At 66.8% G+C, this 25,268-nt stretch carries 25 protein-coding genes and 4 tRNA genes; 15 read left to right on the top strand and 14 right to left on the bottom strand.

Annotation, left to right across the window (positions count from 1 at the left end):
* Positions 1-2: 2 nt before the first annotated feature.
* Positions 3-896, bottom strand: a complete 894-nt coding sequence (locus tag LRQ07_RS09180) for a sulfurtransferase (protein ID WP_047519447.1) — start codon at positions 894-896, stop codon at positions 3-5.
* A gap of 146 nt (positions 897-1,042) precedes the next feature.
* On the opposite strand from LRQ07_RS09180, the gene zapE reads away from it, so the two are divergent.
* The 3 genes from zapE to LRQ07_RS09165 all read left to right on the top strand — a co-directional run bounded on the left by zapE (position 1,043) and on the right by LRQ07_RS09165 (position 4,046).
* Positions 1,043-2,068, top strand: a complete 1,026-nt coding sequence (gene zapE, locus LRQ07_RS09175; protein ID WP_256534409.1) for a cell division protein ZapE — start codon at positions 1,043-1,045, stop codon at positions 2,066-2,068.
* A 134-nt stretch (positions 2,069-2,202) separates the two neighbouring features.
* Entirely contained in the window at positions 2,203-3,441 is a 1,239-nt protein-coding gene (locus tag LRQ07_RS09170; RefSeq protein WP_047519451.1) for an ammonium transporter, read from the top strand.
* 20 nt (positions 3,442-3,461) lie between these two features.
* Positions 3,462-4,046, top strand: coding sequence for a type II toxin-antitoxin system PemK/MazF family toxin (locus LRQ07_RS09165; RefSeq protein ID WP_197055602.1), 585 nt, complete (start codon positions 3,462-3,464; stop codon positions 4,044-4,046).
* Here LRQ07_RS09165 and LRQ07_RS09160 read toward each other — a convergent pair.
* Complete coding sequence (locus LRQ07_RS09160) at positions 4,012-5,169, bottom strand: DUF1611 domain-containing protein (RefSeq protein WP_256534408.1); 1,158 nt, start codon at positions 5,167-5,169, stop codon at positions 4,012-4,014. The genes LRQ07_RS09165 and LRQ07_RS09160 overlap by 35 nt on opposite strands.
* A gap of 244 nt (positions 5,170-5,413) precedes the next feature.
* On the opposite strand from LRQ07_RS09160, the gene LRQ07_RS09155 reads away from it, so the two are divergent.
* The gene (locus LRQ07_RS09155) at positions 5,414-5,800 is read left to right on the top strand and encodes an SPW repeat protein (protein ID WP_256534407.1); all 387 of its coding nucleotides are present in this window, start codon (positions 5,414-5,416) and stop codon (positions 5,798-5,800) included.
* A 71-nt stretch (positions 5,801-5,871) separates the two neighbouring features.
* Here the strand turns inward: LRQ07_RS09155 and LRQ07_RS09150 are convergent, their stop codons facing one another.
* Positions 5,872-6,312 carry a GIY-YIG nuclease family protein gene (locus LRQ07_RS09150; RefSeq protein ID WP_256534406.1) on the bottom strand — a complete coding sequence of 147 codons (441 nt, stop codon included), beginning with the start codon at positions 6,310-6,312 and terminating at the stop codon, positions 5,872-5,874.
* A gap of 128 nt (positions 6,313-6,440) precedes the next feature.
* Here LRQ07_RS09150 and LRQ07_RS09145 point away from each other — a divergent pair, with 128 nt between their 5' ends.
* Positions 6,441-7,502, top strand: a complete 1,062-nt coding sequence (locus tag LRQ07_RS09145) for a PQQ-dependent sugar dehydrogenase (RefSeq protein ID WP_256534405.1) — start codon at positions 6,441-6,443, stop codon at positions 7,500-7,502.
* Between the two features lie 17 nt (positions 7,503-7,519).
* On the opposite strand, the gene LRQ07_RS09140 is transcribed toward LRQ07_RS09145, so the two are convergent.
* Positions 7,520-7,595: transfer RNA gene (locus tag LRQ07_RS09140), tRNA-Val, on the bottom strand.
* 151 nt (positions 7,596-7,746) lie between these two features.
* Between LRQ07_RS09140 and LRQ07_RS09135 the strand changes: the two genes are divergently transcribed.
* The 6 genes from LRQ07_RS09135 (at position 7,747) to LRQ07_RS09110 (ending at position 11,562) form a co-directional block, all read left to right on the top strand.
* Positions 7,747-7,819: transfer RNA gene (locus tag LRQ07_RS09135), tRNA-Gly, on the top strand.
* Positions 7,820-7,873: 54 nt separating this feature from the next.
* A tRNA-Cys gene (locus LRQ07_RS09130) sits at positions 7,874-7,944 on the top strand.
* A gap of 27 nt (positions 7,945-7,971) precedes the next feature.
* A tRNA-Val gene (locus LRQ07_RS09125) sits at positions 7,972-8,043 on the top strand.
* A gap of 256 nt (positions 8,044-8,299) precedes the next feature.
* Complete coding sequence (locus tag LRQ07_RS09120) at positions 8,300-8,785, top strand: hypothetical protein (protein WP_256534404.1); 486 nt, start codon at positions 8,300-8,302, stop codon at positions 8,783-8,785.
* Positions 8,786-8,990: 205 nt separating this feature from the next.
* Positions 8,991-9,851, top strand: coding sequence for a M15 family metallopeptidase (locus LRQ07_RS09115; protein WP_227991633.1), 861 nt, complete (start codon positions 8,991-8,993; stop codon positions 9,849-9,851).
* A 454-nt stretch (positions 9,852-10,305) separates the two neighbouring features.
* Positions 10,306-11,562: a VCBS repeat domain-containing M23 family metallopeptidase gene (locus LRQ07_RS09110; protein WP_256534403.1), complete on the top strand. Its 1,257-nt coding sequence runs from the start codon at positions 10,306-10,308 to the stop codon at positions 11,560-11,562.
* Between the two features lie 241 nt (positions 11,563-11,803).
* Here LRQ07_RS09110 and LRQ07_RS09105 read toward each other — a convergent pair whose 3' ends face one another.
* From LRQ07_RS09105 to LRQ07_RS09080, 6 genes are all read right to left on the bottom strand, one after another.
* Positions 11,804-13,030 carry a Dyp-type peroxidase gene (locus tag LRQ07_RS09105; protein WP_256534402.1) on the bottom strand — a complete coding sequence of 409 codons (1,227 nt, stop codon included), beginning with the start codon at positions 13,028-13,030 and terminating at the stop codon, positions 11,804-11,806.
* Positions 13,030-13,563 (bottom strand): copper chaperone PCu(A)C, encoded by a 534-nt coding sequence (locus LRQ07_RS09100; RefSeq protein WP_256534401.1) that lies wholly within the window; start codon positions 13,561-13,563, stop codon positions 13,030-13,032. The genes LRQ07_RS09105 and LRQ07_RS09100 overlap by 1 nt, the downstream gene beginning before the upstream one ends.
* Before the next feature lie 11 nt (positions 13,564-13,574).
* Complete coding sequence (locus tag LRQ07_RS09095) at positions 13,575-14,162, bottom strand: copper resistance protein CopC (RefSeq protein ID WP_256534400.1); 588 nt, start codon at positions 14,160-14,162, stop codon at positions 13,575-13,577.
* A 117-nt stretch (positions 14,163-14,279) separates the two neighbouring features.
* Positions 14,280-14,885: a hypothetical protein gene (locus LRQ07_RS09090; RefSeq protein ID WP_232761805.1), complete on the bottom strand. Its 606-nt coding sequence runs from the start codon at positions 14,883-14,885 to the stop codon at positions 14,280-14,282.
* A 42-nt stretch (positions 14,886-14,927) separates the two neighbouring features.
* Positions 14,928-16,304 carry a cryptochrome/photolyase family protein gene (locus LRQ07_RS09085; RefSeq protein ID WP_256534399.1) on the bottom strand — a complete coding sequence of 459 codons (1,377 nt, stop codon included), beginning with the start codon at positions 16,302-16,304 and terminating at the stop codon, positions 14,928-14,930.
* 39 nt (positions 16,305-16,343) lie between these two features.
* The gene (locus LRQ07_RS09080; protein ID WP_232761807.1) at positions 16,344-16,760 is read right to left on the bottom strand and encodes a hypothetical protein; all 417 of its coding nucleotides are present in this window, start codon (positions 16,758-16,760) and stop codon (positions 16,344-16,346) included.
* 147 nt (positions 16,761-16,907) lie between these two features.
* Here LRQ07_RS09080 and thrS point away from each other — a divergent pair, with 147 nt between their 5' ends.
* Positions 16,908-18,833: a threonine--tRNA ligase gene (gene thrS, locus LRQ07_RS09075; protein WP_052193241.1), complete on the top strand. Its 1,926-nt coding sequence runs from the start codon at positions 16,908-16,910 to the stop codon at positions 18,831-18,833.
* Entirely contained in the window at positions 18,830-19,417 is a 588-nt protein-coding gene (locus LRQ07_RS09070; protein ID WP_052193242.1) for an HIT family protein, read from the top strand. Before thrS ends, LRQ07_RS09070 begins: the two co-directional genes overlap by 4 nt.
* On the opposite strand, the gene pdxY is transcribed toward LRQ07_RS09070, so the two are convergent.
* Positions 19,395-20,246, bottom strand: coding sequence for a pyridoxal kinase PdxY (gene pdxY, locus LRQ07_RS09065; RefSeq protein ID WP_131491073.1), 852 nt, complete (start codon positions 20,244-20,246; stop codon positions 19,395-19,397). The genes LRQ07_RS09070 and pdxY overlap by 23 nt on opposite strands.
* Positions 20,247-20,295: 49 nt before the next feature.
* Positions 20,296-21,603 (bottom strand): aminotransferase class I/II-fold pyridoxal phosphate-dependent enzyme, encoded by a 1,308-nt coding sequence (locus LRQ07_RS09060; protein WP_256534397.1) that lies wholly within the window; start codon positions 21,601-21,603, stop codon positions 20,296-20,298.
* An 89-nt stretch (positions 21,604-21,692) separates the two neighbouring features.
* On the opposite strand from LRQ07_RS09060, the gene pdxS reads away from it, so the two are divergent.
* Positions 21,693-22,586 (top strand): pyridoxal 5'-phosphate synthase lyase subunit PdxS, encoded by an 894-nt coding sequence (pdxS, locus tag LRQ07_RS09055; protein ID WP_047519474.1) that lies wholly within the window; start codon positions 21,693-21,695, stop codon positions 22,584-22,586.
* Positions 22,576-23,196, top strand: a complete 621-nt coding sequence (pdxT, locus tag LRQ07_RS09050; RefSeq protein ID WP_256534396.1) for a pyridoxal 5'-phosphate synthase glutaminase subunit PdxT — start codon at positions 22,576-22,578, stop codon at positions 23,194-23,196. Before pdxS ends, pdxT begins: the two co-directional genes overlap by 11 nt.
* A 19-nt stretch (positions 23,197-23,215) precedes the next feature.
* Here the strand turns inward: pdxT and LRQ07_RS09045 are convergent, their stop codons facing one another.
* Both LRQ07_RS09045 and LRQ07_RS09040 read right to left on the bottom strand, forming a co-directional pair.
* Entirely contained in the window at positions 23,216-23,902 is a 687-nt protein-coding gene (locus LRQ07_RS09045) for an alpha/beta hydrolase-fold protein (protein WP_256534395.1), read from the bottom strand.
* A gap of 84 nt (positions 23,903-23,986) precedes the next feature.
* Positions 23,987-25,012: a pyridoxal phosphate-dependent decarboxylase family protein gene (locus LRQ07_RS09040; RefSeq protein ID WP_256534394.1), complete on the bottom strand. Its 1,026-nt coding sequence runs from the start codon at positions 25,010-25,012 to the stop codon at positions 23,987-23,989.
* Positions 25,013-25,268: the final 256 nt, after the last annotated feature.

Genomic DNA, 25,268 nt, shown 5'->3' with positions numbered 1-25,268 from the left:
GCTCAGAGCGTGCCGGGTTCGGATCCGGTGACGATGGGAACACGTACAGCGCTACCCCACTCGGTCCAGGAGCCGTCGTAGTTGCGCACGTTCTCGAAGCCCAGGAGGTGCTTGAGGACGAACCAGGTGTGGCTCGAACGCTCGCCGATGCGGCAGTAGGCGACGATCTCATCGCCCTCGTTCAGACCTGCTCCGTCGCGGTAGATCTCATCGAGCTCGGCGCGGCTGCGGAAACCGCCGTCTTCCGCGACAGCCTTCGCCCACGGCACGCTCTGCGCGGTCGGGATGTGGCCGGCACGGAGCGAACCCTCTTCGGGGTATGCGGGTGCCGTCGTGCGCTCTCCGTTGTACTCCTCGGGGGAGCGGACATCGATCAGCGGGTTGCCGATGTGGGCGAGTACGTCCTCCTTGTAGGCGCGGAGCACCGAGTCGTCGCGCTCGACCACCGGGTACTCGGTCGCTGGGCGGCTGGTCGCCTCGCGGGTGATCTCTCGGCCCTCGGCGATCCAGCGATCACGTCCGCCGTCGAGAAGGCGGACGTCTTCATGGCCGAACAGGGAGAAGACCCAGAGGGCGTAGGCCGCCCACCAGTTGTTCTTGTCGCCGTAGATCACGACGGTGTCGTCACGGGAGATGCCCTTGCGGCTCAGCAGTTCCGCGAAGCCCTCGCCGTCGACGTAGTCGCGGACGACGGGGTCGTTGAGCTCGGTGTGCCAGTCGACCTTCACCGCACCCGGGATGTGGCCCGTCTCATAGAGAAGCACGTCCTCATCCGACTCGACGACGACGAGTCCGGGCGTTCCGAGCCGCTGGGCGAGCCACTCCGTGGTCACGAGGCGACCGGGCTCGGCGTACTCGGCGAACTTGGGGGAGGAGGAATCGAACTCGATGGCCATGGGATCTCCGAAGCGTGTGAGCGGACGAGGGGGTGAGTGCGGACGGCGTAGTGTTGATCCGTCCCTTCGACGATAGATCCCCGCCGAGCACCCTGCGCCCGATTCGTAAGACTTCGACACAGGCCAGCACCCGATTCAGGACCGTGATGACCGACACGACCAGCCGCACCGTGCACCTCACCGATCGTCAGCCGATGGTCACCGGACCCGAGATGCTGGCGAGCCTGGTGCCGCCGCCCCAGTTCGACACGGCGACTTTCGACAGCTATCGCGCGGATCCTGCCTATCCTTCGCAGGAGGAGGCGAAAGAGACGTTGATGCGTTTCGCGGGCCGCGGCCCCGCGGTGAAGCGCGGCGGCCTCTTCAGCCGCGCGAAGAAGGAACCCGAGCTCAAACCCGGTGTCTACCTCGACGGCGGCTTCGGTGTCGGCAAGACCCACTTGCTCGCCTCCATCTATCACGCTATGCCGGCCCGACGGAAGTACTTCGGTTCCTTCATCGAGTACACCGCCCTGGTCGGGGCTCTCGGATACAAGAACACCGTCGAACTGCTCAAAGGCGCGGATCTACTGTGCATCGACGAGTTCGAGCTCGACGATCCGGGCGACACCATGGTCATGACCCGCCTCATCGGAGAGCTCGTTCCCACGGGGACCCGCCTGGCGGCGACCTCCAACACCCCACCGAACGCGCTCGGCGAGGGAAGATTCGCCGCACAGGACTTCCTCCGCGAGATCCACGCCATGTCCGACAGCTTCCAGACCCTGCGCATCGACGGAGTGGACTTCCGCCAGCGGGCGATCGACGGACACGCCGTGGTCCTGGATGCCGACGCCTATGAAGCGGCAGCAGCGACGGCGGACGGCACGGCGTCCGACGACCGGTTCGACGATGTGATCCGTCACCTCGCCCAGGTACACCCGTCTCGCTACATCCGATTGATCGAAGGTCTCGATCAGGTCGGGCTGCGCGACGTGCATCAGCTCACCGATCAGTCCGAGGCGCTGCGCTTCGTCGCCTTCGTCGACCGCGTGTACGACGCCCAGATCCCCGTCATCGCGACCGGGCTCGGGCTCGATTCGGTGTTCTCCGAGGAGATGCTGGCCGGCGGATACCGCAAGAAGTACCTGCGCGCCGTCTCTCGACTCAACGCCTTGACGCATTCTGCGTAACCCCGAAGTGCCGCGTAACGCGATGTTCACACCAGGAGCGGCGCTGTAACAGCGGGGAAACAAACCTCACGCATGCGCGAAACGGCGCGTCGTCACACTGAAGCTCTCAATTACTTCGGATGTGAGGTTTTCCTATGGATGCTCCCGGCAACATCTCGTGGGCGATCACCGCGACAGCGCTCGTTCTGCTCATGACGCCCGGCGTCGCCTTCTTCTACGGAGGTCTCGTCAAGGCGAAGAGCGTCGTCAGCATGATGATGATGAGCTTCGGCTCGATCGGACTTGTCGCCGTGCTGTGGATTCTCTTCGGCTTCTCGATGAGCGCCGTCGACAGCCCGACCGCCTTCGCAGGCAACCCCTTCGCCGACTTCGGGCTATCCAGCCTGGCGTCCGGTGAAGGATCGAACGTCGCGCTCCTGGGCGTCGCCTACGGCGCGACCTTCGCGATCATCACCGTCGCGCTGATCTCCGGAGCGATCGCGGATCGTGCCAAGTTCGGCAGCTGGCTGATCTTCGCCGGCATCTTCGCCACGGTCGGCTACTTCCCGGTCGCCGCGTGGGTCTGGGGTGGCGGCTGGATCATGAACCTCGGCACGACGCTCTTCGGTGAGGACAGCGGCATCGGCGTGATCGACTACGCCGGCGGTACTGCGGTCCACATCAACGCGGGTGCAGCCGCCCTGGCGCTCGCTCTGGTCCTCGGAAAGCGCATCGGTTTCCAGAAGGGCATCCTGAAGCCGCACAACGTGCCGCTGACCCTCCTCGGTGCCGCACTGCTGTGGTTCGGCTGGTTCGGTTTCAACGCCGGTGCGGAGTGGCTCGCTGAGGACATGGGCGGAGTCGGACTCATCGGACTGAACACGCTCGGCGCCACCGCGGCCGCGATCCTGGGCTGGATCCTCATCGAGCGCATCAAGGACGGCAAGGCGACTTCGGTCGGTGCAGCCTCCGGTGCCGTCGCCGGTCTCGTCGCCATCACCCCGGCCTGCGCCAACCTCACCCCGGGCTGGTCCCTCCTGCTCGGTGCCGTAGCCGGTATCGTCTGCGCCCTCGCTGTCGAGCTGAAGTTCCGTCTCGGCTTCGACGACTCGCTCGATGTGGTCGGTATCCACCTCGTCGGCGGTCTGATCGGAACCCTGTACCTCGGCTTCTTCGCCACCGACACGGGTCTGTTCGTCGGCGGCGACGCCCGCCAGCTCGCCGTGCAGGTCATCGCCGCGGTCGGCGTGCTGATCTACTCCTTCGTGGTCGCCTTCCTCATCGGCTTCGCGATCGAGAAGACGATCGGATTCCGCGTCACGAGCGAGGACGAGATCGCCGGTGTCGACCAGGTCGTCCACGGCGAGGAGGGATACGCACTCGTCGACGCCTGAACTGCGGTTAGGGTGACCGAGTGGGCAAGAGCAACAGCATCCTGACATCACTCCTGGACATCCTGCGCAAGGCAGTGGGTTCCGGCCGGGCGCCTCGGACATCAGGTCCGAGGCGCCCGGTCGCGCGTCTGCGCACCGAGGAGCAACGACCCGCGCCGTCGTCGTCGACGGTGGAGCGGGGGCGGATGAGCGGCAGCGAGACCGTTCGCGTCGATCCGGACCGGATCACCCGTCTGGAGGTCGCCTACGCGCCGCAGCGCGACGGGGCGCCGGATGCCGGGGAGATCGTCTGGACCTGGGTGCCGTATGAGGAGAACGACGGACGCGGCAAGGATCGTCCCGTTCTCGTGATCGGACGCGAGTCCGCTGAGCGCGTGTACGCCGTACGCATGACGAGCAGACCCCATGACGGCGACCGCGACTATCTCTCGATCGGCACGGGGGAGTGGGACGCGCAGAGACGCGAATCCTGGGTCGACATCGAACAGCTCTACAGCGTGCACGAGCGAGGACTCCGTCGAGAAGCCGCTGTCCTGGACCGACGCCGCTACGACCGGGTCGGTGCCGCTCTCACACGACGCTACGGATGGTCGGCCGCGGGGTGAGGGCAGGGAACGCCTGCAGCACCATGTCGACGAGTTCCCCCAGCGGGCGGGTCAGCGGATCCGTGGCGGGGAGGCCGGTGTCGATCTCGATCCCGTCGATCGCCGCTGTGAGCTGATCCGCGGAGAGGTTCTCGTGATTCACGGTCACACCGATCACACGCGTGTCGGCGAAGGCTTCGATGAGGGCGATCTCGCTGTCGACGGTCGGCATCGCGACCATCGGGAAGTCTCCGAGCACCGTGCGGCCCGGGGCATGTTGCACGATCACTCCGGCCGGCCGGCTCCCACGGAGGATGTGCGCCGACGTGATGTACGCCGGGTGGCTGAGCGCGCCTTGCCCCTCGACGATGATCACGTCCGGGTCTTCGCCCTCGAACGCCGCGACCACCTGGTTCTCAACCTCACCTGAGCAGTACTGCGGGACGAGTGCGTCGAGCGCCACGCCGTAGCGGCCGCCCTGGATGATCGTGGTCTGTCCGGTGCCGACCATGACGGCATGGATGCCGCGTTCGTTCAGCGCACGAACCAGGATCGTCGCGGTGGTGCGCTTGCCGATGGCTCCGTCGGTGCCGAGAATCGCGATGCGCGGACAGGTCACGTCGAAGATCCGCCCGGAGAACAGGTGGAGATCCTTCTTCTCGCGCGGGCGGCGGATGTCGGTGATCGTCACTCCGGCCAGCAGCGCGGCGGCCACGAACTCGGCGTCGTCGGTGAGGAACTCGTGCAGACCGTTGATGATGTGCATGCCTCGAGCGATCCCGTCCAGGAGTACGGTGCGCTGACCTGCCGAGAGGAGGCCGTCTGCCGGTGCGACGCCGCAGATCAGGTAGTCCGGGACGTGACCGGCGTGCGCGATGCCCGTGACGAGATCACTGACGATCGGGAGGCCGTTCGCGGTGCCGTCCAGCAGCATCCCGGCATCCGCACCGGCGCGGGTGCTGTCGATCACACTGAGGATCTCGTACTTCTCGGAGTGGCGGACCAGTCCGTTCGCCGTCTTGCCGTCCTGCTCCCCGAATTGGCCTTCGCAGTAGACGATCGCCGTCGAGCCGGTCGGGAGGGCGATGGGGTCGGCCCACGCGTGCGCAGGGTCTCGGAAAGCAGGGGTTGACGGGATGGGCATGACGCTCCTCGGGCTCACACAGAGGAGGCGACGGAGAACGAAATGACCGTTGAGGCCCGTTGGTCGACGAGAAGTCTTCCCTGATGTCGGCGAGTTGCCGACACTGCTCACCGTAGCAGCGCCGCCTGGGACCGAGCCGCGAACGCTCGCCCGTGACCCTTGCTGACGCCGCGGGCAATCCGATGCGAGGAGGGCTTCGAACCAGTGGTGAGTCGCGTTCAGCGGCGCCACACAAGGAGGAATCATGCGTTTCATCCCCACCAAGGTCCACGGAGCTCTCGACTACATCGTCGGCATCGCCCTGATCGCCGCGCCCTGGCTGTTCGGCTTCGCGAGCATGGGCGGACCCGCGGTCATCATCCCGATCTTCCTCGGCATCGGGCTCATCGTCTACAGCCTGTTCACGAAGTACGAGTGGGGTCCGTTCGGTTTCATCCCGATGCCCGTGCATCTCGTGTTCGACATCGTCGCCAGCCTGTTCCTCGCGCTGTCGCCCTGGATCTTCGGCTTCTCCGGAGAGGCTCTCAACGTCTGGCTGCCGCACGTCGTGGTGGGGGCAGCGGTGATCGTCGTCGTCCTCTTCTCGCAGCCGGAGCCTGCGAACGCACGAGGACGCGCAGCCACGGCCTGATCACGCGCCGATACGCGGTGCCGGGCGACTGGACTTCCCGAAGCAGTCGCCCGGCATCGTCATGTGGCGGTTCACCTGCGGTCATCGTCTCCGCGCAGCGCTGCGCTCAGCCAACGCGCGTAGAGCACCCAGGGTTCGCCCTCGTGGCGGAGCTGCGAGACGTGCGCGCGCAGAGCCGCGTTGAGGGTGAACCATTCGCCGCCCTCGCGGATGGAGGCGAAGTCGCGGTGGCGCTGCTGTTCCAGGGAACGCCCTCCTCGTTCGAAGGCGAGGAGCTCGTCGTGCCGAAGCGTGGAGAGGCGCCGTCGGGGGTTGCTGCTCGTCCCGATCTTCACGCGCTCGTCGAAGCGGATGTAGTAGACGACGTCGACGCGGGGGAGCGGGAGGTCGGCGTCCGGTACATCACCGTAGCGCCAGCCGCACGCCGCACAGCACCAGTGCTCCTCGGTGCGGATCCCTGCGCCGCCGCCGCAGAGCGCGCACGGGCCGGGGAGAGCGTGAGTCGTCGACACCGGGGCAGACTACGCGCACGGTCGGACAGAACCGACGATGCGACCGAGGAACGGCGCGCCCGGGTCTTCTGCCTGCGTGGTCGTGCGTTTAGCCTCGAGGGGAAGCGTACGGTCCGGAAGGAGCGGTGATGGAGTCGAAGGTGCGACGTGTCCTGCGCGCGTTGGGCATCGCGTCGTTGTCCTCGTTGCTTCTGAGCGCCTGCGCGCCGCTGCCGCAAAGCGTCTCTCAGCGCGAAGCCCCGGGGGAGACGTCGACGGTCGTCGAAGATCTGGCCGCGCCGTGGTCCATCGCTTTCCATGAGGGGGCCGCGCTGATCAGCGAGCGCGACACCGCGCGGGTGCTGGAGATCTTCGACGACGGGGACGTGCGTGAGGTCGCGGTGATCGACGGCGTGGAGCCACGAGGCGAAGGCGGTCTCCTGGGCATCGCCGTCCAGGGTGGATGGCTCTACGCGTACTCCACTGCGGCGGACGAGAACCGGGTGCAGCGGTTCGCGCTGTCCGGCTCCCCGGGATCGATCGAGCTCGGTGATCCCGAGATGGTTCTCTCGGGACTCGCGGCCGCGACGAATCACAACGGAGGCCGCATCGCGTTCGGTCCGGACGGCATGCTGTACGTGACCGTCGGTGACGCCGGCGATCGCGAGAGCGCACAGGATCCGAGGAGTCTTTCGGGGAAGATCCTCCGCATCGCACCGGACGGCGGCATACCCGAGGACAACCCGTTCGAGGGCTCACCCGTGTACAGCCTCGGCCACCGCAACCCGCAGGGACTCGCCTGGGACGATCGCGGCACGATGTACGCGAGCGAATTCGGCCAGGACACCTGGGATGAGCTCAACGTCATCGAGGCGGGCGGCAACTACGGGTGGCCGGAGGTCGAGGGCGTCGGAGAACGTGGAACCTTCATCGATCCGGTGCAGCAGTGGGCTCCCGATACGGCGAGTCCCAGCGGAATCGCGATCGCGGACGGTGCGATCTTCGTCGCCAACCTCCGCGGCGAGCGAGTGCGTCGGGTACCGCTGGATGACCTGTCCGCCTCCACCGAGTTCTTCCCGGGTGAGTACGGTCGGATCCGCGATGTGGCGGTGGCTCCGGATGGCGCGCTCTGGGTTCTGACCAACAACACGGATGGCCGGGGTCGGCCTGCGTCCGGCGACGACAGAGTCATCCGCATCATGCTGGAGTAGCGGCGAATCGGAGGCTATGGTGGGCGATACCGGACTCGAACCGATGACCTCTTCCGTGTGAAGGAAGCGCGCTACCAACTGCGCCAATCGCCCATACCCGCGGGGTACGTCAACCGATACTACCCGACGCTCGGGCTCCTCGCGGACCAGTCAGCGAGACACGCGCGAGATTCGCAACGGGTTTGGCGGACGGGAAATCTTCGGCTAATGTTTCATGAGTGCCCGGGACAACCGGGAACGAAATGCGGATGTAGCGCAGTTGGTAGCGCACAACCTTGCCAAGGTTGGGGTCGCGAGTTCGAGTCTCGTCATCCGCTCGAGTGCAGAGGATCTTCTTCGGAAGGTCCTTCGCACGTGGGGTCAATCCACACGGTGGCGTGGCCGAGCGGCTAGGCACCGGCCTGCAAAGCCGTTTACACGGGTTCGAATCCCGTCGCCACCTCACGGGAAAACTGAATAGCCCCAACGGGCGCGATTGGCGCAGCGGTAGCGCGCTTCCCTGACACGGAAGAGGTCACTGGTTCGATCCCAGTATCGCGCACAGACAAACCCCCGGGATTTCCGGGGGTTTTTTCGTGTCCCGTGTCCGTTGGGCAACATCTGGGGAATAAGAACCTGCGCGTCTCCCGCGACGGACTGTGGGTTCGAAACTACCCGCAGGGCGTGGCGGCTCACCCTGTCTATCACTCGCTCCCGCATGCCTCGGGGGAGGGCAGTGTAGTGGGCTACACGTGTACGCGTCTGTAGGCCGAAGAGGGGACAGCGCTCGGCGCTCATCTGTTCGTAGGCTTCAGACCATGAGCGACCTTACGATTGGCGTCAGCGCGGTAACCCTGATGGACGGTGACCAGTTGACCACCTTCAGCTACAACGATCCTGACGCGCTGATTCAGGCGCTCACCGATGCGTTCGGATCCTCGCCGAGCATCACTGAGGATCCGAACGGATACGAAGTGACTTTCTACGACTGGCAAGGCGCGCGCGTGCTGCGCCTAACTGACGCTCGTGCGAGCATTACGATCTCCGCTCCGGTTGTGGGTGGTGTGAACGCCGCAACGCTCGAGGGGATCAAAGTCGGTTCGGATCGTGCTTCGGCGCTGGCAGGTGAGGCGCGTGACGTCGGAGAGGGCGCGGACTTCCTCGGCATCACCGCCCGTGAGGCAACGAACACTCAATCGCTCACGAGGCCAGGGGAAGTGGGACTCGACTTCGTGAGGCTTCGCTTCAGCAGCGATCAGGTAACTCACATCCAAGCGCCCGCCTTCGACTACGGAGACGTATGACGGTCAAAGAAACTCACATCCTTCGAACAGCGAGATCGAGAGCATGACTGAATCGAGTGCACCTGTGTCCCCTGACATCCCGATGATGAGCGCGCACGGGATCTCGCGTCGAACGCTCCTATCGTCTGCCGGGGTTTTCGTCGCCGCATCGTCAGTCGGAGCAGACCTCTTCTCCAGACCTACGAGCGCGAGCGCAGCCTCTCTCGTGGTCAAGGCGGGCGCATGGGGCGGGCATGCGAACGGCAGGATCCCGCTGTCAGCGCTGTCCACCGTGCCGTGGAACACTGCCCGACGGTTGCGTTCGGATGCTGTGACGGCATTGATCGCCTTGAATAAGGCCTTCCGGGCCGCGTTGGGACGAGACCTGCCGCTAAGCGATGCCTACCGCGATTTCGCGGGCCAGGTTGAAGCCCGCAATTACTGGTGCGGTCAGGGGAACTGCGGGCTGGCAGCCGTGCCGGGGACATCCAACCACGGCTGGGCACTCGCGATCGATATCGGCGTCGGACGCACGGATTGGAGTAATCCCATCTACGTGTGGATGAAGGCCAATGCGCAAAAGTTCGGATGGTTCCATCCCTCCTGGGCGGAACCGAACGGAGCTCACCCAGAGGCGTGGCACTGGGAGTACTCAGGATCAACCACGCCCACACCACTACCGGAGGATGACGTGCCGATTTACCACCGCAAGCAAGGCGACTACACCGTGCCGATTGGTACGACATCGAACACTCGCCTGTACTTCTCATCGGGTGTGTTCGATATGGCCGGGGGAGCCGGAGGCGCGGGACTCTATCAGATCACCACCCATGCCTACTTCACGGGTCTTACGCCCGAAAAGACGCTCATGCTCCAGTACTACCTTCTGCACGCTAGCACTGGCGTGTACAGCGGTGGGTTCGCGGCAACATTCCCGGGCGTGACGGATGGCGTCGCACAGATCGAATTCAGCACGATCATTCCGGTGCCGGCGGGAAACTACTTGTTCGTGGCGGCGCGATCCCCGCAAGGTGGCGTCAACCAGACCCGAGTTGCCAAAATGAGCCTAAACTACGGCTCCGTCTAGAGAGCGCATCGGCGGCCCCATTCAACTTCGGTTGGGTGGGGCCGTTGCTCATTGGTGCCGGATCGGCGCGGAGGGGTCCGCATGCGGCGCCGCGGTTGGAGCGTGTTTGCGGGGTTTCTCTGACCTCCAATCCCATCGGTGACAGCAATCACAGATCGACCGAACCAATTGATTTCGCGCCTTCTCACGCTGGCTCAAGAATGCGAAAGGGCGACACGAGGATCGCGGCGCGGGCGCCGGTACGAAAGAACCTGTGCGTGCCGGAGCGCGCGTGGGGATCTCTCAACGTATCTCGCGTTCGCATGGCATGTCTGTAGGCAGAAGAGGGGACAGCGCCGCGTGCACGCCGATCGGTAGCGTGAACGTGAAACGCCCTCGGCCGCGGGTACCCATCCAACTTTAGGAACTGAAAATGAAGAGAACCCAGGCGCTTCGTCGCGCCCGAATCGGAATCATGACGGCTCTCGCGGTCGTCGTCGGTGCGCTCGTACCCTTTGCGGCACCGCCCGCTGCGCAAGCCGCATACGGCGTGATGATTCAACCGGCAACCGGATACATCGTGTCCCGCGTCGCCGATGGCTGCGGAGGCGAGCGGCCCAGCCACACTGGCATCGACATCTCGCACAACGGAGGAACGCCGATCGTGGCTGCCTACGGTGGGACGGTCAGCACTCGCACGTTTAGCAGCGGGTATGGCAATTATGTGGTGATCTCCCACCCGAGTGGATACACCACGTTGTATGCGCACATGGCGTCCCCCGGCTCAGTGAACCCTGGGCAGACGGTGACGAAGGGCCAGCAGATCGGCGTCGTGGGAAGCACCGGAAACTCAACAGGAGCTCACCTTCACTTCGAGATCTATCGCAACGGTACCAACGTCGCCAACCAGGGGTACACCTGCAAGACGAACGTCACACGAGGCGCCGCGATCCCCATGGACTTTCCGGGTCTCGGAGGCAGCAGTACCGGCGTCAATGCTGACTACAACGGGGATGGCAAGGCCGACGTGCTCGCAGTGTCGACCACCGGTCAGATGACCGCCTACAACGGCAATGGCAACGGTGGGTGGGCCACCGACACACTCGGCGGCGGCTGGGGAACGACTCGCGCTCTTATCCACGGTGACTACAACGGGGATAGCAAGGGGGACGCGATCGCTGTGCGGGACGACGGCACCCTCTGGTTCTACCGAGGCGTAGGAGGCAACTCGTTCCAGGCCTCTCAGGTTGGGCACGGCTGGGGAACCATGCGGCTAGTGACAGGGGGTGCCGACTTCAACAGCGACGGACGGGCCGACCTCGTCGCCATCGGCAATGACGCCAACCTCTATCTGTATCCGGGGAACGGCGCGGGCGGGTTCAACGCCGGAGCTATACAGATCGGAAACGGCTGGGGCAATTTCAGCACGATTCTCGCGGGAGACTTCGGGACTGACGGCAAGGGTGACATCCTTGCACGTGACACCAGCGGCAAACTTCTCCTCTATCCTGGCAACGGGTCAACGCTCAACAACCCTTACCAGGTCGGTCACGGCTGGAACACCATGACGGCGATCACGGGTGGCGTCGACTTCGGTGCGGACGGCTATGCCGACGTCCTCTCGCGTGACGAAGCAGGCGATCTCTGGCTCTACCCAGGGCTCGGTGGATCCGGCTTCGGCACTCGCATCAAGGTCGGACACGGCTGGAACATCCACCGACTGATCGCCTGACCTAGGCGTGACGAAAGACCCTCACCCGGGCGAAAGCCTAGGTGGGGGTCTCTCTCGCCGGCCGCTGCCTCGGTAGCGGATGACGACACCATGTGTTCCCACGTGAATCACGTATGGGGCATGTGAAGCCAACGTCGCCACGGAGCGCAGCGCCCAATGCCCCCACGAGTCGATCGCAAGCTGCACACCCGCGTGGGTCGACTCTCCTACGTGCGCCATGCGCTCACTCCAGAACGTCGACTCATGACAGGAGCGTCTCACCGATGAACCCGCCCTCCGCGCAACCCGGCGGGATCGCGAAGACGGCCGAGCCGATCGGGATCGTCCACTCGTTGAGCAGGTCGAGCTCGTCGAGCCTCCGCTGCATCGGGACGAACTGCGACTCGACATCGGCCTGGAAGGAGACGAAGAGCAGGCCCGACTCCGAGACGGAAGCGCCCGAAGGGCGTTCGTCGTAGTTGTACCCGCGCCGGAAGATCCGTTCGGCACCGTCGCCGCGGGCACGGCGGATGTGAGCGAACTGCGGGATCACGGGGAAGCCGAGGGATGTCTTCGCATCGAAGTCCGGTTCATCGAACTCCTCGGTGCCGGTCAGCGGCGCTCCATCGGCGAGTGTCCTCCCCACCGATGCATCGCGTCCGCTGCGGTCCAGCCGGTCCCACTTGTCGAGGTCCATGTGGATGCGTCGGAGCACCATGCCCGTCCCGCCGGCGAGCCAGCCGTGCGCACTCCACACGACCTCATCGAAGTCCGCCGTGCCGGGTTCCGGGTTGGTCGTGCCGTCCACCTGGCCGAAGAGGTTCCGCATCGTCGTGCCGGGGCGCTCGGTTCCGTACGCGCGGCGGAAGCCCTGCTGCGTCCACCGGACGTCGGCGAAGCCCCGGGCGTCCTTCAACAGCATCCGGGTCGCGTGGGCCACGGTCAGCGGGTCATCGGCGGCGATCTGCAGGAGGAGGTCGCCGTCGGAGAATTCCGCTTGCAACCGGTCCACCCCGAAAGCAGGCAAGGGGGCGAGCCACGATGGACCCACGCCGCCTGCACGCGCGACGAAGCTCGGGCCGAAGCCGAATGTCACGGTGAGCCTCGCCGGAGCGAGCGCGAGCTCCGGCTCGGAGTCGGCGAGCGCGGCGCGGCCCTGCGTCAGGCGTGCGGCGTCATCGGTCAGGAGTCCCATCAGCCGGGCCAGCCCGTCGCGATCGACGTCGTCATGCAGGTCGAGGGCGACGAAGAGCCCGTGCGCCTGCGCAGCCGTGTCTATGCCCGCTTGATGGTCGCCGAAGAACGGTACGGTCTGCTCACCGTTCATCGGGGTGGAGGCGGGTGCCGGATCAGCATCCGCGCGGTTCAGGGCGAGATCCACTCCGACGGCAGCGACCGCGCCGACACCGGCGACAGCTCCTCCGAGAAGGAACTGTCGCCGGGTCGACCCGGAGCGTCGGGAGCGGGCGCCCTCAGAGGGCGCCGACATCAGTGATCCATACCCTCGTGCTCTTCGCCGTCCTCATAGTTCTCGTTCGCGCCGGAGTAGTCCTTCACCGGGGCCGTGAACTCGTAGGTGGAGTCGTCCGAGAACGTCACGGTGAAGATGACGTCGTTGCCGGCGGTGAGCGGGGCGCTCAGATCCATCAGCATGATGTGGTTCGCTCCCGGCTCCAGCGCGAGCGTCCCTCCGGCGGGAATGACGAATCCGCCGGCCTTCTCGCGCATGACCATCTCGCCTGCCTCGTTCTCGACGGTCTCGTGCAGCTCGATCATCGGCGACGCCTCGGACGTCACCGACACGACGGTCACGTCGTCGTCTCCGCTGTTGGCGAGGGTTCCGAAGCCGGCGGACATTCCCTCTTCGGCGGACTTCACCCACGCATCCTCGATCGTGACGGTGTCACCGGCGGGACGCGTCGTGGGCTCACTCGTGGGGCTCTCAGGAGCGCACCCGGTGAGCGCGAGCAGGGAGACCGCGATCACAGCGGCGAGTCGGGGGAGGTTCTTGGTGGTGTTCACAATGGTGCCTTTCACAGGTCATCTGCTGTCGTCCGGGGACGACGAAGGAATCGAATGAGCACGAGGAGGAGGACGGCCACAGCCGCTCCGCCTGCGCCGATGAGCAGCACCCGGAGGGTGGTGCTCGAACCTGTTGCGTTCTGATCCGGTTGTTCTTCGCCTGCGGAGGATGTCGTCGCCGTGTCACCGGATGTCGGGACCTGCATCGGTTCGGCATCGCCGACCGTGAAGGGGATGACCCCGGCGATCGGGTGACCGTCTTCCGAGACCACCTGCCATCGCACCTGGTAGCCGGCAACGGGCATCCCCGCTTCGAGCCTTGCGGTGACCGTGCGCCCGGCGACCGTGACGTCGCCGGAGACCCAGTCCTTCCCCGAGGCGTCGACGACCATGACGACAGCCCCGGTCAGCGACTCATCGAGGACCAGGAGTTCACCGGAGAACGACATCGTGATCTCTTCTGGCGCGGCCGCCAACTGCTCGTCAGCGGCCGGGGAACTGGATACCAACTGGTCGTGGGCGGACGCGGGCGTGGCGATCGCGAGGGTCGCGATCGTCGCCAACGCCAACCCGGCCGCAATCCTGCGGACAGGGGACATGGGATGACCTCTCATCAGACGCCGCGTGTGCGGCGTTCATGCATGCGTTCAGAACCCGCGCGCGACGATCGCGCACGGTGTGACGCGCCTCTGGACCGTGAGGGTCCAGGGCACGGATCAGATCGCAGCGGAGAGAGGAGGAGCGCGGCCCCGGAGGGTCGCGAGAAGGATGAGGCCGCGGCTGCAGGCGAGGTCGAAGACGCCGCGCAGGCGCCGGGGCAGACGGAGCGCCGGGAGGAGCAGGACGTGATCGACACGTCGGCGCAGCCATCGGCTCAGCTGCCGGGCGAGGTCTCGCACGGCGAGGACCAGACGCTCGCCCCGGTACAGCGCGGCCACCGTCAGCAGCGCCGCGACCGTGTGGCCGAGCCACATCGAGGTGTCAGCGGCGACCGCCTCCGGGATACCGGGCCCCGCGGGGATCACGAGCGGTCCGCCGTGCACGTGCGGCGTCGAGACTCCGGAGGGTGTGACGGTGCCGAGCACGAACAGCGCATGGAACAGGAACTGACTCACCGCGACGGACACTCCGAGGCGGATGAGTGACAACGAGCGTCCGGCGAGGAGGACGCAGACCATGAACGAGAAGATCCACGGGACGAGGATGCCGAGCGCGCCGGGCACCTCCCCGCCGCCGGTCACGTGGCCGGCGAGTGCGACGAAGATCGCGAGTGACGACGCAGCGAAGCCGCGGATGACGGCTGGCTTCCTGGATTCGGTCACGCTTCCAGTCTGGCACGGACGGCGCGAACCACCGTCGCACGCCTACCGATCGCGGACGCCGTCGTTCCCCTCGCGCCGTGTCTTCGGGGTCCGCTTGACGACCTCGTACGCTGCGAGCGCAGCCTTCCGTGTCTCCGCGAGATCGACGATCGGCTCGGTCGGCGCCTTGGATGCCCAGCGCTGGATGTAGAGGCCCTGCGGGTCGAACTTCTTGGCCTGCAGCTCGGGGTTGAACACGCGGAAGTACGGCGCGGCATCCGCTCCGGACCCGGCGACCCACTGCCAGTTGAAGGGATTGCTGGCTTCGTCGGCGTCGACGAGCGTGTCCCAGAACCACTCTTCGCCGAGTCGCCAGTCGATCAGCAGATTCTTGATGAGGAACGACGCCGTCACCATCCGCACCCGGTTGTGCATGTAGCCGGTGTGCCAGAGCTCGCGCATCCCGGCGTCCACGAGCGGCACACCCGTCTCCCCGTGCTGCCAGGCATCCAGCTGCAACGGGTCGAGCGGCGGCCAGGGGAAGGCGTCGAACTCCGGCCGCAGGTTCTCGCTCGCGAGGTCGGGGGAGTGATACAGCGTATGCCAGGCGAACTCTCGCCACCCCAGCTCGGAGAGGAAGCCACCGGCGCCATCGACGCCGACCGCCTCATGCCACACAGTGAACGGACTGATCTCCCCCCAGCGCAGGTGCGGCGACAGCATCGAGGTGGCACTGGCTGACGGCTCATCGCGAGCCCGGTCATAGTCCGCGAGGTCCTCGTCGAGGAAGTGGCGCAGACGACGCCGTGCGGCGAGCTCGCCGGGTTCCCAGGTCTCGCGCAACCCGCCGGCCCAGTCCGGACGAGTCGGCAGCAGCTCCCAGTCGTCGAGGAGATCGGATGCGGGCGCACGATGCGGGCTCTCGACCGTTCGTGGTTCCGGGAGCGGAGCACGGGGCGCCGGGAGGGCCAGACAGGCCCGCCAGAACGGGGTGAAGACGGAGTACGGCGTGCCGCTGCCGGTCTTCACCGTCCACGGCTCATGCAACAGCGAGGCGGCGAAAGACGTGACTTCGAGCCCGTCTGCACGGAGGGACGACTTCAGCGCGGAGTCGATCGCACGTTCGGCGCCCCCGTACCGGCGGTTCCAGAACACGGCACCCGCTCCGACATCGGCGACCGTCTCGCGGACGACCCGGTTCGCCGGGCCACGCCGCAGCACGAGTGCGCCGCCTCGGTCGCGGAGGCGCTCGTCGAGCGATGCGAGCGAGTTGTGGAGCCACCAGCGTGCCGCGCCGCCGAAGGGACGGACCTGCGGCGATTCCTCGTCGAGCACGTACAGCGCGATCACCGGCTCATCTCGATCGAGAGCGGCTCGAAGCGCAGGGTTGTCGGCGAGGCGGAGATCATCGCGGAACCACACGAGCGAGGGGGACGTCATGGAATCATTCTCCCGGACTCCGCCGACACCGGTCGTGTCTCACCGACGACGACGGCGGAGGACGCGGCGCGGACTCTCACCGCCGGTCGACCACAGCGCCCACAGCACGAGGACCGGCTGCAGGAACAGTCTGCCGAAGCGACGAGCATCCGTGTCGAGCCCCGGCGTCGAGCGCTTGGTCTGCCACTGGTGGATGTTCCCGGGCATCACGGCGACGAAGAACGCGGCCGTCGCCCATCCGATGCGCCGGCGTTCCTTCGGAAGCGCGAGCAAGCCTGCGGCGAGCGCGACTTCCGCGGCACCGGAGGCGATGACGATCGTGTCCTTGTCGAGCCGCGTCACGCGGGTGGCCCAGTCCGGAACCACCACCCGGAATCCGCGCGTGCTGAGGAAGTGACCGACACCGATCGCGCCGAGCGCGATCCCCAGGATCCACCGTGCGACTGCTCTGTCCATCCGTTCACGTTACGTGATCGCCGGTGGACCGAACGCCGGACTCCGAGCGAGTAACCTGGGTATCGACCCAGATGGAGAGTTTCTGTGCCTGAAAACGCCCGGCCGAATGACGGCTTCGCCCTGTTCACTGACCGAAACGTCGTCGCGATGCGCGTCAACGGCGAACTCAAGGATCTCGCCACGACCCTGACCGACACCGACGAGGTCGAGCCGATCACGATCGACAGTCAGGACGGACTGAACATCCTCCGCCACTCCGCGGCCCATGTGCTGGCACAGGCGGTGCAGCGCATCAACCCGCAGGCGAACCTCGGCATCGGTCCGCCCATCACCGACGGCTTCTACTACGACTTCGGCGTCGAGACCCCGTTCACGCCCGAAGACATCAAGGCCATCACCAAGGAGATGCAGCGCATCGTCCGCGAGGGCCAGCGCTTCGTCCGCCGGGTGGTGACGGACGACGAGGCGCGCGCCGAGCTCGCCGACGAGCCGTTCAAGCTGGAGCTCATCGGTCTCAAGGGCGGGAAGGAGGCGGCGGAGGGCGCCTCCGTCGAGGTCGGCGAGGGCGAGCTGACGATCTACGACAACACCACCCGCGACGGCGAGGTCGTCTGGAAGGACCTCTGCCGCGGCCCTCATCTGCCCAACACGCGCATGATCGGCAACGGCTGGGACCTCACCCGCATCGCCGCCGCGTATTGGCGGGGCAGCGAGAAGAACCCGCAGCTGCAGCGCATCTACGGCACGGCGTGGCCCACCAAGGATGAGCTGCGCGCATACCAGCACCGGCTGGAGGAGGCCGCCAAGCGCGACCACCGTCGCCTCGGCAAGGAACTCGACCTGTTCTCGTTCCCCGAGGAGATCGGCTCCGGCCTCTCGGTCTGGCACCCGCGCGGCGGCGTCATCCGAGGCGAGATGGAGCAGCACGCTCGCAAGCGCCACATCGAGGGCGGCTACACCTACGTCTACACACCGCACATCTCGAAGGAAGACCTGTTCCTCACGTCGAACCACCTCGTCACGTACAAGGAGGGCATGTTCCCGCCGATCGTGATGGACGAGGAGCGCGACGACGAAGGCAACATCACCAAGCAGGGCCAGGACTACTACCTGAAGCCCATGAACTGCCCGATGCACATCCTCATCTACAAGGAGCGTGCGCGCAGCTACCGTGACCTGCCGTTGCGGTTCGCCGAGAACGGCACGGTCTACCGCAACGAGCTCTCCGGCGCGCTGCACGGCCTCACCCGCGTGCGGGGCTTCACCCAGGACGATTCGCATCTGTTCGTGACGCCCGATCAGCTCGAGGCCGAGGTCGCCAAGGTCCTCGAGTTCATCCTCTCGATGCTGCGCGACTTCGGTCTGACCGATTTCGAGCTCGAGCTCTCGATGAAGGACGACGAGAAGTCGAAGTGGATCGGCACGGACGAGTTCTGGGAGTCGTCCACCGATGCACTGCGCCGCGTCGCCGTCGCCTCCGGCCTCAAGCTGACCGAGGTCCCCGGTGAGGCCGCGTTCTACGGTCCGAAGATCGACCTCAAGACGCGCGATGCGATCGGTCGCACCTGGCAGCTCTCCACCGTGCAGGTCGACCCCAACCTGCCCGAGCGCTTCGACCTCGAGTTCATGGACAAGGACGGGCAGAAGAAGCGCCCGATCATGATCCACCGCGCGCTATTCGGCTCGATCGAGCGGTTCTTCGCGATCCTGCTCGAGCACTACGCGGGCGACTTCCCGGTGTGGCTCTCGCCGGTGCAGGTCGTGGGCATCCCGGTCGCCGAAGACTTCGCCGACTACCTGGGCGAGGTCGTCGACACGCTGCGCGCCCAGGGTGTGCGCGCGGAGCTCGACACTTCGGACGACCGCATGCAGAAGAAGATCCGCACGCACACGACCGGCAAGGTGCCGCTGCTGCTGATCGCGGGGGAGAAGGACCGCGACGCCGGCACCGTCTCGTTCCGCTACCGCGACGGCGCCCAGGAGAACGGGGTTCCGATCGCGGACGCCGTGGCTCGGATCCGCGCAGCCATCGACAGCCACGCCCTGGTGCAGACAGCAGGGGACCTGGCGTGACCGAGGGGGAGCAGCCGCTGGAGGACGCCGGACGTCTGGCCGGCGTGCCCGACGAGTTCCAGCGGCTGTGGACCCCGCATCGGATGGCGTACATCCAGGCCGGGCCTGAACCCCTCCGTGAGGAATGTCCGTTCTGCGAGGCGCCGAAGTTCCCGGACACCGAGCGCCTCGTGGTCGCTCGCGGTGAGACCGCCTACGTGCTGCTGAACCTGTTCCCGTACAACTCGGGCCATCTGCTCGTATGCCCGTACCGTCACATCGCCACCTACGACCAGGCGACGCCGGAGGAGGTCGCCGAAATCGGTGCTCTCACCCAGACCGCGATGCGCGTGCTGCGGGAAGTCTCCCGGTGCGACGGCTTCAACCTCGGCATGAATCAAGGCGCGGTGGCAGGAGCCGGCGTCGATGCCCATCTGCACCAGCATGTGGTTCCGCGGTGGACGTCGGACGCGAACTTCTTCCCGATCATCGCGAAGACCAAGGCGCTGCCGCAGCTCCTCGGCGAGGTGCGTCACGCCGTGGCTGCCGCGTGGCCGCAGCCGGAAGGGCCGACCGAGAAGGTCAGCGCACCTGACGCGCCGTGAACTGCATCTGCGGGTTCGCGTAGAACTCCTGCGCCTCGACCAACTGGAGCTCACGCTCGCCGGACTCCAGCGTCGCCTTCAGCAGGTCGTACACGCTGGACGCCGTGCGTTCGAGCGCGACCTTCGCGCTCCCGGTCTCGACGTAGTGCGCGGTGAACAGTGCTGCCGTCACGTCACCGGAGCCGTTCGCCTTCATCGGAAGGTGCGGGGTCTGCACGACCCAGGCACCCTTCTCGTCGGCGGCGAGCATCTCGATCGTGCCCTCTTCGCGGTCGGGTCGTTCGACGCTCGTCACGAGGACGGTCCGCGGACCCATCGCGTGGGCGAGGTCGACCGAAGCGAGCGTGGACTCCAGCGTGTCCGGCTCGGTGTCGGTGAGGAAACCCAGTTCGAACTGGTTCGGCGTGATGATGTCGGCGACCGGCACCACGCGCTCGCGCAGGAGTACGGGGATCGCCGGGGCCACGAAGCACCCCGACTTGGCGTTGCCCATGACCGGATCGCACGCGTAGACGGCGTTCGGGTTCGCCGACTTCACCCGCGCGACGGCGTCGATGATCACGTCGCCGATGCCCTCTCCGCCCTGGTAGCCGCTGAGAATCGCGTCGATGCCCCCGAAGACGCCACGCTCTTCGATCCCGGTGATGACCTCACGCACGTCATCGGGGGCGATCAGCGGTCCGCGCCACGCGCCGTAGCCGGTGTGGTTGGAGAAGTTCACCGTGTAGACCGGCAGCACTTCGACGCCGATGCGCTGCAGCGGGAACACGGCCGCCGAGTTGCCGACGTGTCCGTAAGCGACGGCGGACTGGATGGAGAGGATCTTCATTCTCCGACCCTTTCGTTCAGGGCGGGGCGTTGCCCGCGACAGGTGGTGGTCATCGTCCTGCGGCGACGAGGTCAGCGACGAGCGTCTCCGCGTCGGCATCGGACAGGTCGTGAACGGTCAGACGCAGGTGGTGGGAGGGCTCCGCGCGTTCGTCGAGCGCGAAGTCGTCTCCAGTGCGGGCGAGCCACCCGCGTCGCATGAGTCGATCGGCAACCGTCCGCGCGGGTTGCGACAGCTCCACCCACAGGCTGAGACCGTCGGACTCGGTCGCGTCGATCCCGTGCGCGCGCAGTCTCTCGACGAACGACGCGTTCCGCTCGGCATAGTGCGCGGCCGCCGCGGCGACCTCGGTCCTGACCGTCTCGTCGGTCAGTTGCGTCAGCGCGAGGCGTTGCAAGAGGTGACTGACCCACGTGGTTCCCGGGCTCAGGCGCATCGCAAGCCGTTCCGCGGTCTCGGCATCCGTCGCCGCGATCGCGAGGCACATGTCGGGTCCGAGGAACTTCGACACCGACCGCACGAGGGCGAACCGTCTGTGCTCGGCGCCGATGAGGGACTCGTAGGGCCGCTGCGACAGCATCGAGAAGTGGTCGTCCTCGATGATCAGCACGTACGGATGGTCGGCGAGGACCGCGCGAAGCTCGGCCGCCCGGGTAGCCGTGAGGCTCGCCCCGGTCGGGTTCTGTGCGCGCGGTGTGCAGATGATGGCGCGGACGCCCGCGTCCAGCGCTGCTCGCAGTCCGTCGACGGTCATGCCTTCGCCGTCGACGGGCACGGGGACCGCCCGGTAGCCGCCCAGACGCACCGTGTGGATGCTCGCGAGGAAGCAGGGGTCTTCGAGTGCCACGGCGTCGTCGCGCATGAGTGCCTGCGCGAGCAGACGCTCGACCGCGTCGACGGCACCGCTCGTCACCGTGATCCGGAAGTCGTCGGCGCGGAGATCGGACGAGATCCACTGCCGGGACCATTCTTCGAGGCCACGATCGATCACGGGTTCGCCGTAGAGCACGGGACGGGAGGCGATCGTCATCAGTGCGGGTGCCGGGTCGGGGATGAGCCGGGGATCGGGGTTGCCCGTGCCGATGTCGCGAAGGACCGTGTCGGGCGCGTATCCCTCCTGGGCCACCGATTCGAGACCCGCCACGACGGTGCCCGCACGCCCGCGCGAGACGACGAGGCCGGCCTGGGCGAGCTGCCGGTACGCGGCCACAGCCGTGTTGCGGTTGACGCCGAGCGTGGCAGCGAGTTCGCGCACCGGGGGGAGGACAGCACCGACCCGGAGGATTCCGCGGTCGCGCAAGGAACGCACGCTGTCGGCGATGTCCGCTGCGGTCGTCCCGGTGATCTGGTCGCTCATGGTCCTCCTCTGTGATTCTAGGTCGAATCGGACAGTGCTATGTTTGACCTAGATCAAACCCGACTTCGGTGCATCCGACAGGAGTTCCCATGGCAGAGCAGACAACCACCGGATCCGCGCGCGTCAAGCGCGGCCTCGCCGAGATGCTCAAGGGCGGCGTCATCATGGACGTCGTCACGGCAGAGCAGGCGAAGATCGCCGAAGACGCGGGCGCCGTCGCCGTGATGGCTCTCGAGCGTGTGCCGGCGGACATCCGTGCGCAGGGCGGTGTCTCCCGCATGAGCGACCCCGACATGATCGACAGCATCATCGACGCCGTCTCCATCCCCGTGATGGCCAAGGCCCGCATCGGGCACTTCGTCGAGGCGCAGGTGCTGCAGGAGCTCGGTGTGGACTACATCGACGAGTCCGAGGTGCTCTCACCGGCCGACTACGTCAACCATATCGACAAGTACGGCTTCACCGTCCCGTTCGTGTGCGGTGCGACGAACCTCGGCGAGGCGCTCCGCCGCATCAATGAGGGTGCGGCGATGATCCGTTCCAAGGGAGAGGCCGGGACCGGTGACGTCTCCGAGGCGATGAAGCACATCCGCAAGATCCGCGGAGAGATCGCCGCGCTCACCGCGCTTCCCAAGGACGAGCTCTTCGTCGCGGCGAAGGAGCTGCAGGCGCCGTACGAACTCGTCGCCGAGATCGCTGAGACCGGCACGCTCCCGGTCGTGCTGTTCGTGGCCGGAGGGGTCGCGACCCCCGCCGATGCCGCGATGATGATGCAGCTCGGTGCTGACGGCGTCTTCGTCGGCTCCGGCATCTTCAAGTCGGGCAACCCGGCAGAGCGGGCCAAGGCCATCGTCAAGGCGACGACCTTCTATGACGACGCCAAGGTCATCGCCGAGGTTTCGCGTGGGCTGGGCGAGGCGATGGTCGGCATCAACGTGAGCGACCTCCCGGCACCCCACCGTCTCGCCGAGCGTGGCTGGTAGAGGCAAGGTCGGCGTCCTCGCACTGCAGGGCGACGTGCGCGAGCATGTCGCCCTGCTGACGGAACTCGGCGCCGATGCCACTCCGGTGCGTCGCCCCGACGAGCTCGCCGCGGTCGACGGACTCGTGATCCCGGGGGGCGAGTCGAGCGTGATCGACAAGCTCTCCCGGATCTTCGGCATGCAGGAGCCGATCCGCGACGCGATCGCCTCGGGCATGCCGGTGCTCGGCACCTGCGCGGGCTTGATCATGCTCGCGGATGACATCGTCGACGCGATCGACGGGCAGGAGTCGTTCGGAGGGCTCGACGTCGTCGTGCGCCGGAACGCCTTCGGTCGCCAGGTCGAGTCCTTCGAGGCGGAACTCGAGGTCCCTGCGTTCGGCGGGGGCCCAGTCTCGGCGGCCTTCATCCGTGGGCCCGTGGTCGAGTCGGTCGGTCCGCGCGCGACCGTGCTCGCGGCGCTGCCCGACGGGCGCGTGGTCGCGGTGGAGCAGGGGAATCTGCTCGGACTGAGCTTCCACCCCGAGATCACGGGGGAGCGCCGCTTTCACCAACGCTTCCTCGCACTGGTCGAGTATCGGCACCGCACGAGGGCTCCGCAGAGCGCCTAGGTCCGGCCGAGGGTCCGGGTCAGACCTGGCGCCGGTGAGAGAGGAGCCAGTCGTACAGCTCGGGGCTCTCATAGGTCTCGGTCCAGGAATCGTGACCGACGCCTGCATATCGAGTGAACCGGGCGTCGGCACCGAGGCCCCGGAGTTCGCTGACGATCTGTTCCGTGGCGGAGAACGGCACGACATCGTCGGCATCACCGTGGAAAGCCCAGACGGGGACGTCACGGAGCGGCGCAGCGCTCTGCATCCAGAGTCCTCCGCAGATCGGCGAGATCGACGCGAACCGGTCGGGATAGCGCACCGCCAGGCTCCAGGCCCCGAATCCGCCCATGCTGAGTCCTGTCACCGATATGCGGGACGCATCGATGCGGTGCGCCGCGACGACCTCGTCGAGAAGCACGGACAACGTCGAGAGCTCCGCGACCCACTGACTCGATTCGCCACACTGAGGCGTGACGAGGACGAAGGGGAACTCCTGCCCGGCATCCGCCAGACTCGGCGGACCGTGCACGGCGGCGAGCTCGACGTCGGTACCGCGCTCACCCGAACCATGCAGGAACAGGACGAGTGGCCACCGTCGGTCGGGGTCGGCGTCGTAGTCGTCCGGGAGATGGAGCAGGTACCGCAGGGAGTCGGCCGGCGTCTGCTCGCCGTTCCGCACGTCCGAAGAGCGGGAGGCAGGAGTGATGTGTCGCGATCTGCGCATGTGTCCATCCTGCGCCATGTGTGCCGGTCTTCCGAGGGAACGATGTGCGGAGCGGGCAGCCGGATGTGGAGCCCACGGTCTCGGTCAACCGGCGGGCGACCCTGCGGCGACCAGGCCGCGGATGGCTTCGACCGTGCGGACGATGTCTTCCGGGGTGGTCGCCCAGGACGACATCGAGCACCGCAGAGCCGCACGACCTTCCCATTCGGCACCCGTCATCGCGGCCGTCCCGTCGACGAGGATCGCCGCGCCGAGCGCACGCGTCGCTTCGTCGGAGCCGAGGCGGAACATCACCTGTGTGTAGTCGACGTCGTTGATGACTTCCACCGACTCCACTGTTCGGAGCCCCGCCGCCATCGCGACCGCGTTCGCATGCAGGCGGTCGATCAGGTCCGCGATGCCCGACCGACCGAGACTGCGCAGTGCGGCCCACGCGGGAACCCCGCGGGCGCGTCGAGAGAGTTCCGGGGTGACATCCCACGGGTCGAGCCCCGAATAGATCAGATAGTCGCCTCCGGTGCGGAACGCGGCGATCGAGTCGGCCGGGTCGCGCACGATCGCCATGCCGCAGTCGTACGGCACGTTGAGCGTCTTGTGCGCGTCGGTCGCCCAGGAGTCGGCGTCCGCCATGCCGGCGGTGAGGTGGCTCAGCCCGGGAGACGCCGCAGCCCACAGTCCGAACGCGCCGTCGACGTGGATCCATGCACCGTGCCGGCGGGCGAGGGGGATCAACGCCGCGAAGTCGTCGAAGGCGCCGGTGTGCACCTCTCCCGCCTGCAGGCACACGATGAGGGGTCCCTCCGCGCCGACGAGTGCCTGATCGAGCGCCTCCGGGCTCATGCGCCCTTGGCTGTCGGTCGGGACGATCGTGAGTCCCGCACGTCCGATCCCGAGGAACCGGGCGGCGCGGTCGATGGACCCGTGCCGGTGGCTGCCGACGACGAAACGCAGCGGCGGAGACCCGTGGAATCCCTGCTCGGCGATGTCCCACCCCGCGCCCGCCAGCACAGAGTGTCGCGCGGCGGCGAGGCAGGTGAAGTTGGCGAGCTGCCCGCCCGTGACGAAGCCGACGCTGGCGGTCGCGGGAGCCCGAAGGCCTCGAGCATCCATTGCCCGGCGATGCGTTCCATCGCCACAGTGGCCGGCGTGAGAGTCGACGAGCCCGAGTTCTGATCCCACGCCGAGACGAGCCAGTCCGCGGCCAGGGCTGCCGGATGGGTTCCGCCGATCACGAAACCGAAGAACCGGCCGCCGGGGATCGCGACGAGTCCGGGGTCGGCGAGCACGGACATCTCCTCCACCACTGCCGCCGCGTCCACGCCATGTTCCGGGAGCGGACCCCCGAAGGCGGTGAGCATCTCGTCGA

The organism is Microbacterium sp. J1-1, assembly GCF_024498615.1.
GTDB lineage: Bacteria > Actinomycetota > Actinomycetes > Actinomycetales > Microbacteriaceae > Microbacterium > Microbacterium aurugineum.
This window is presented reverse-complemented; position numbering and strand designations above follow the sequence as displayed.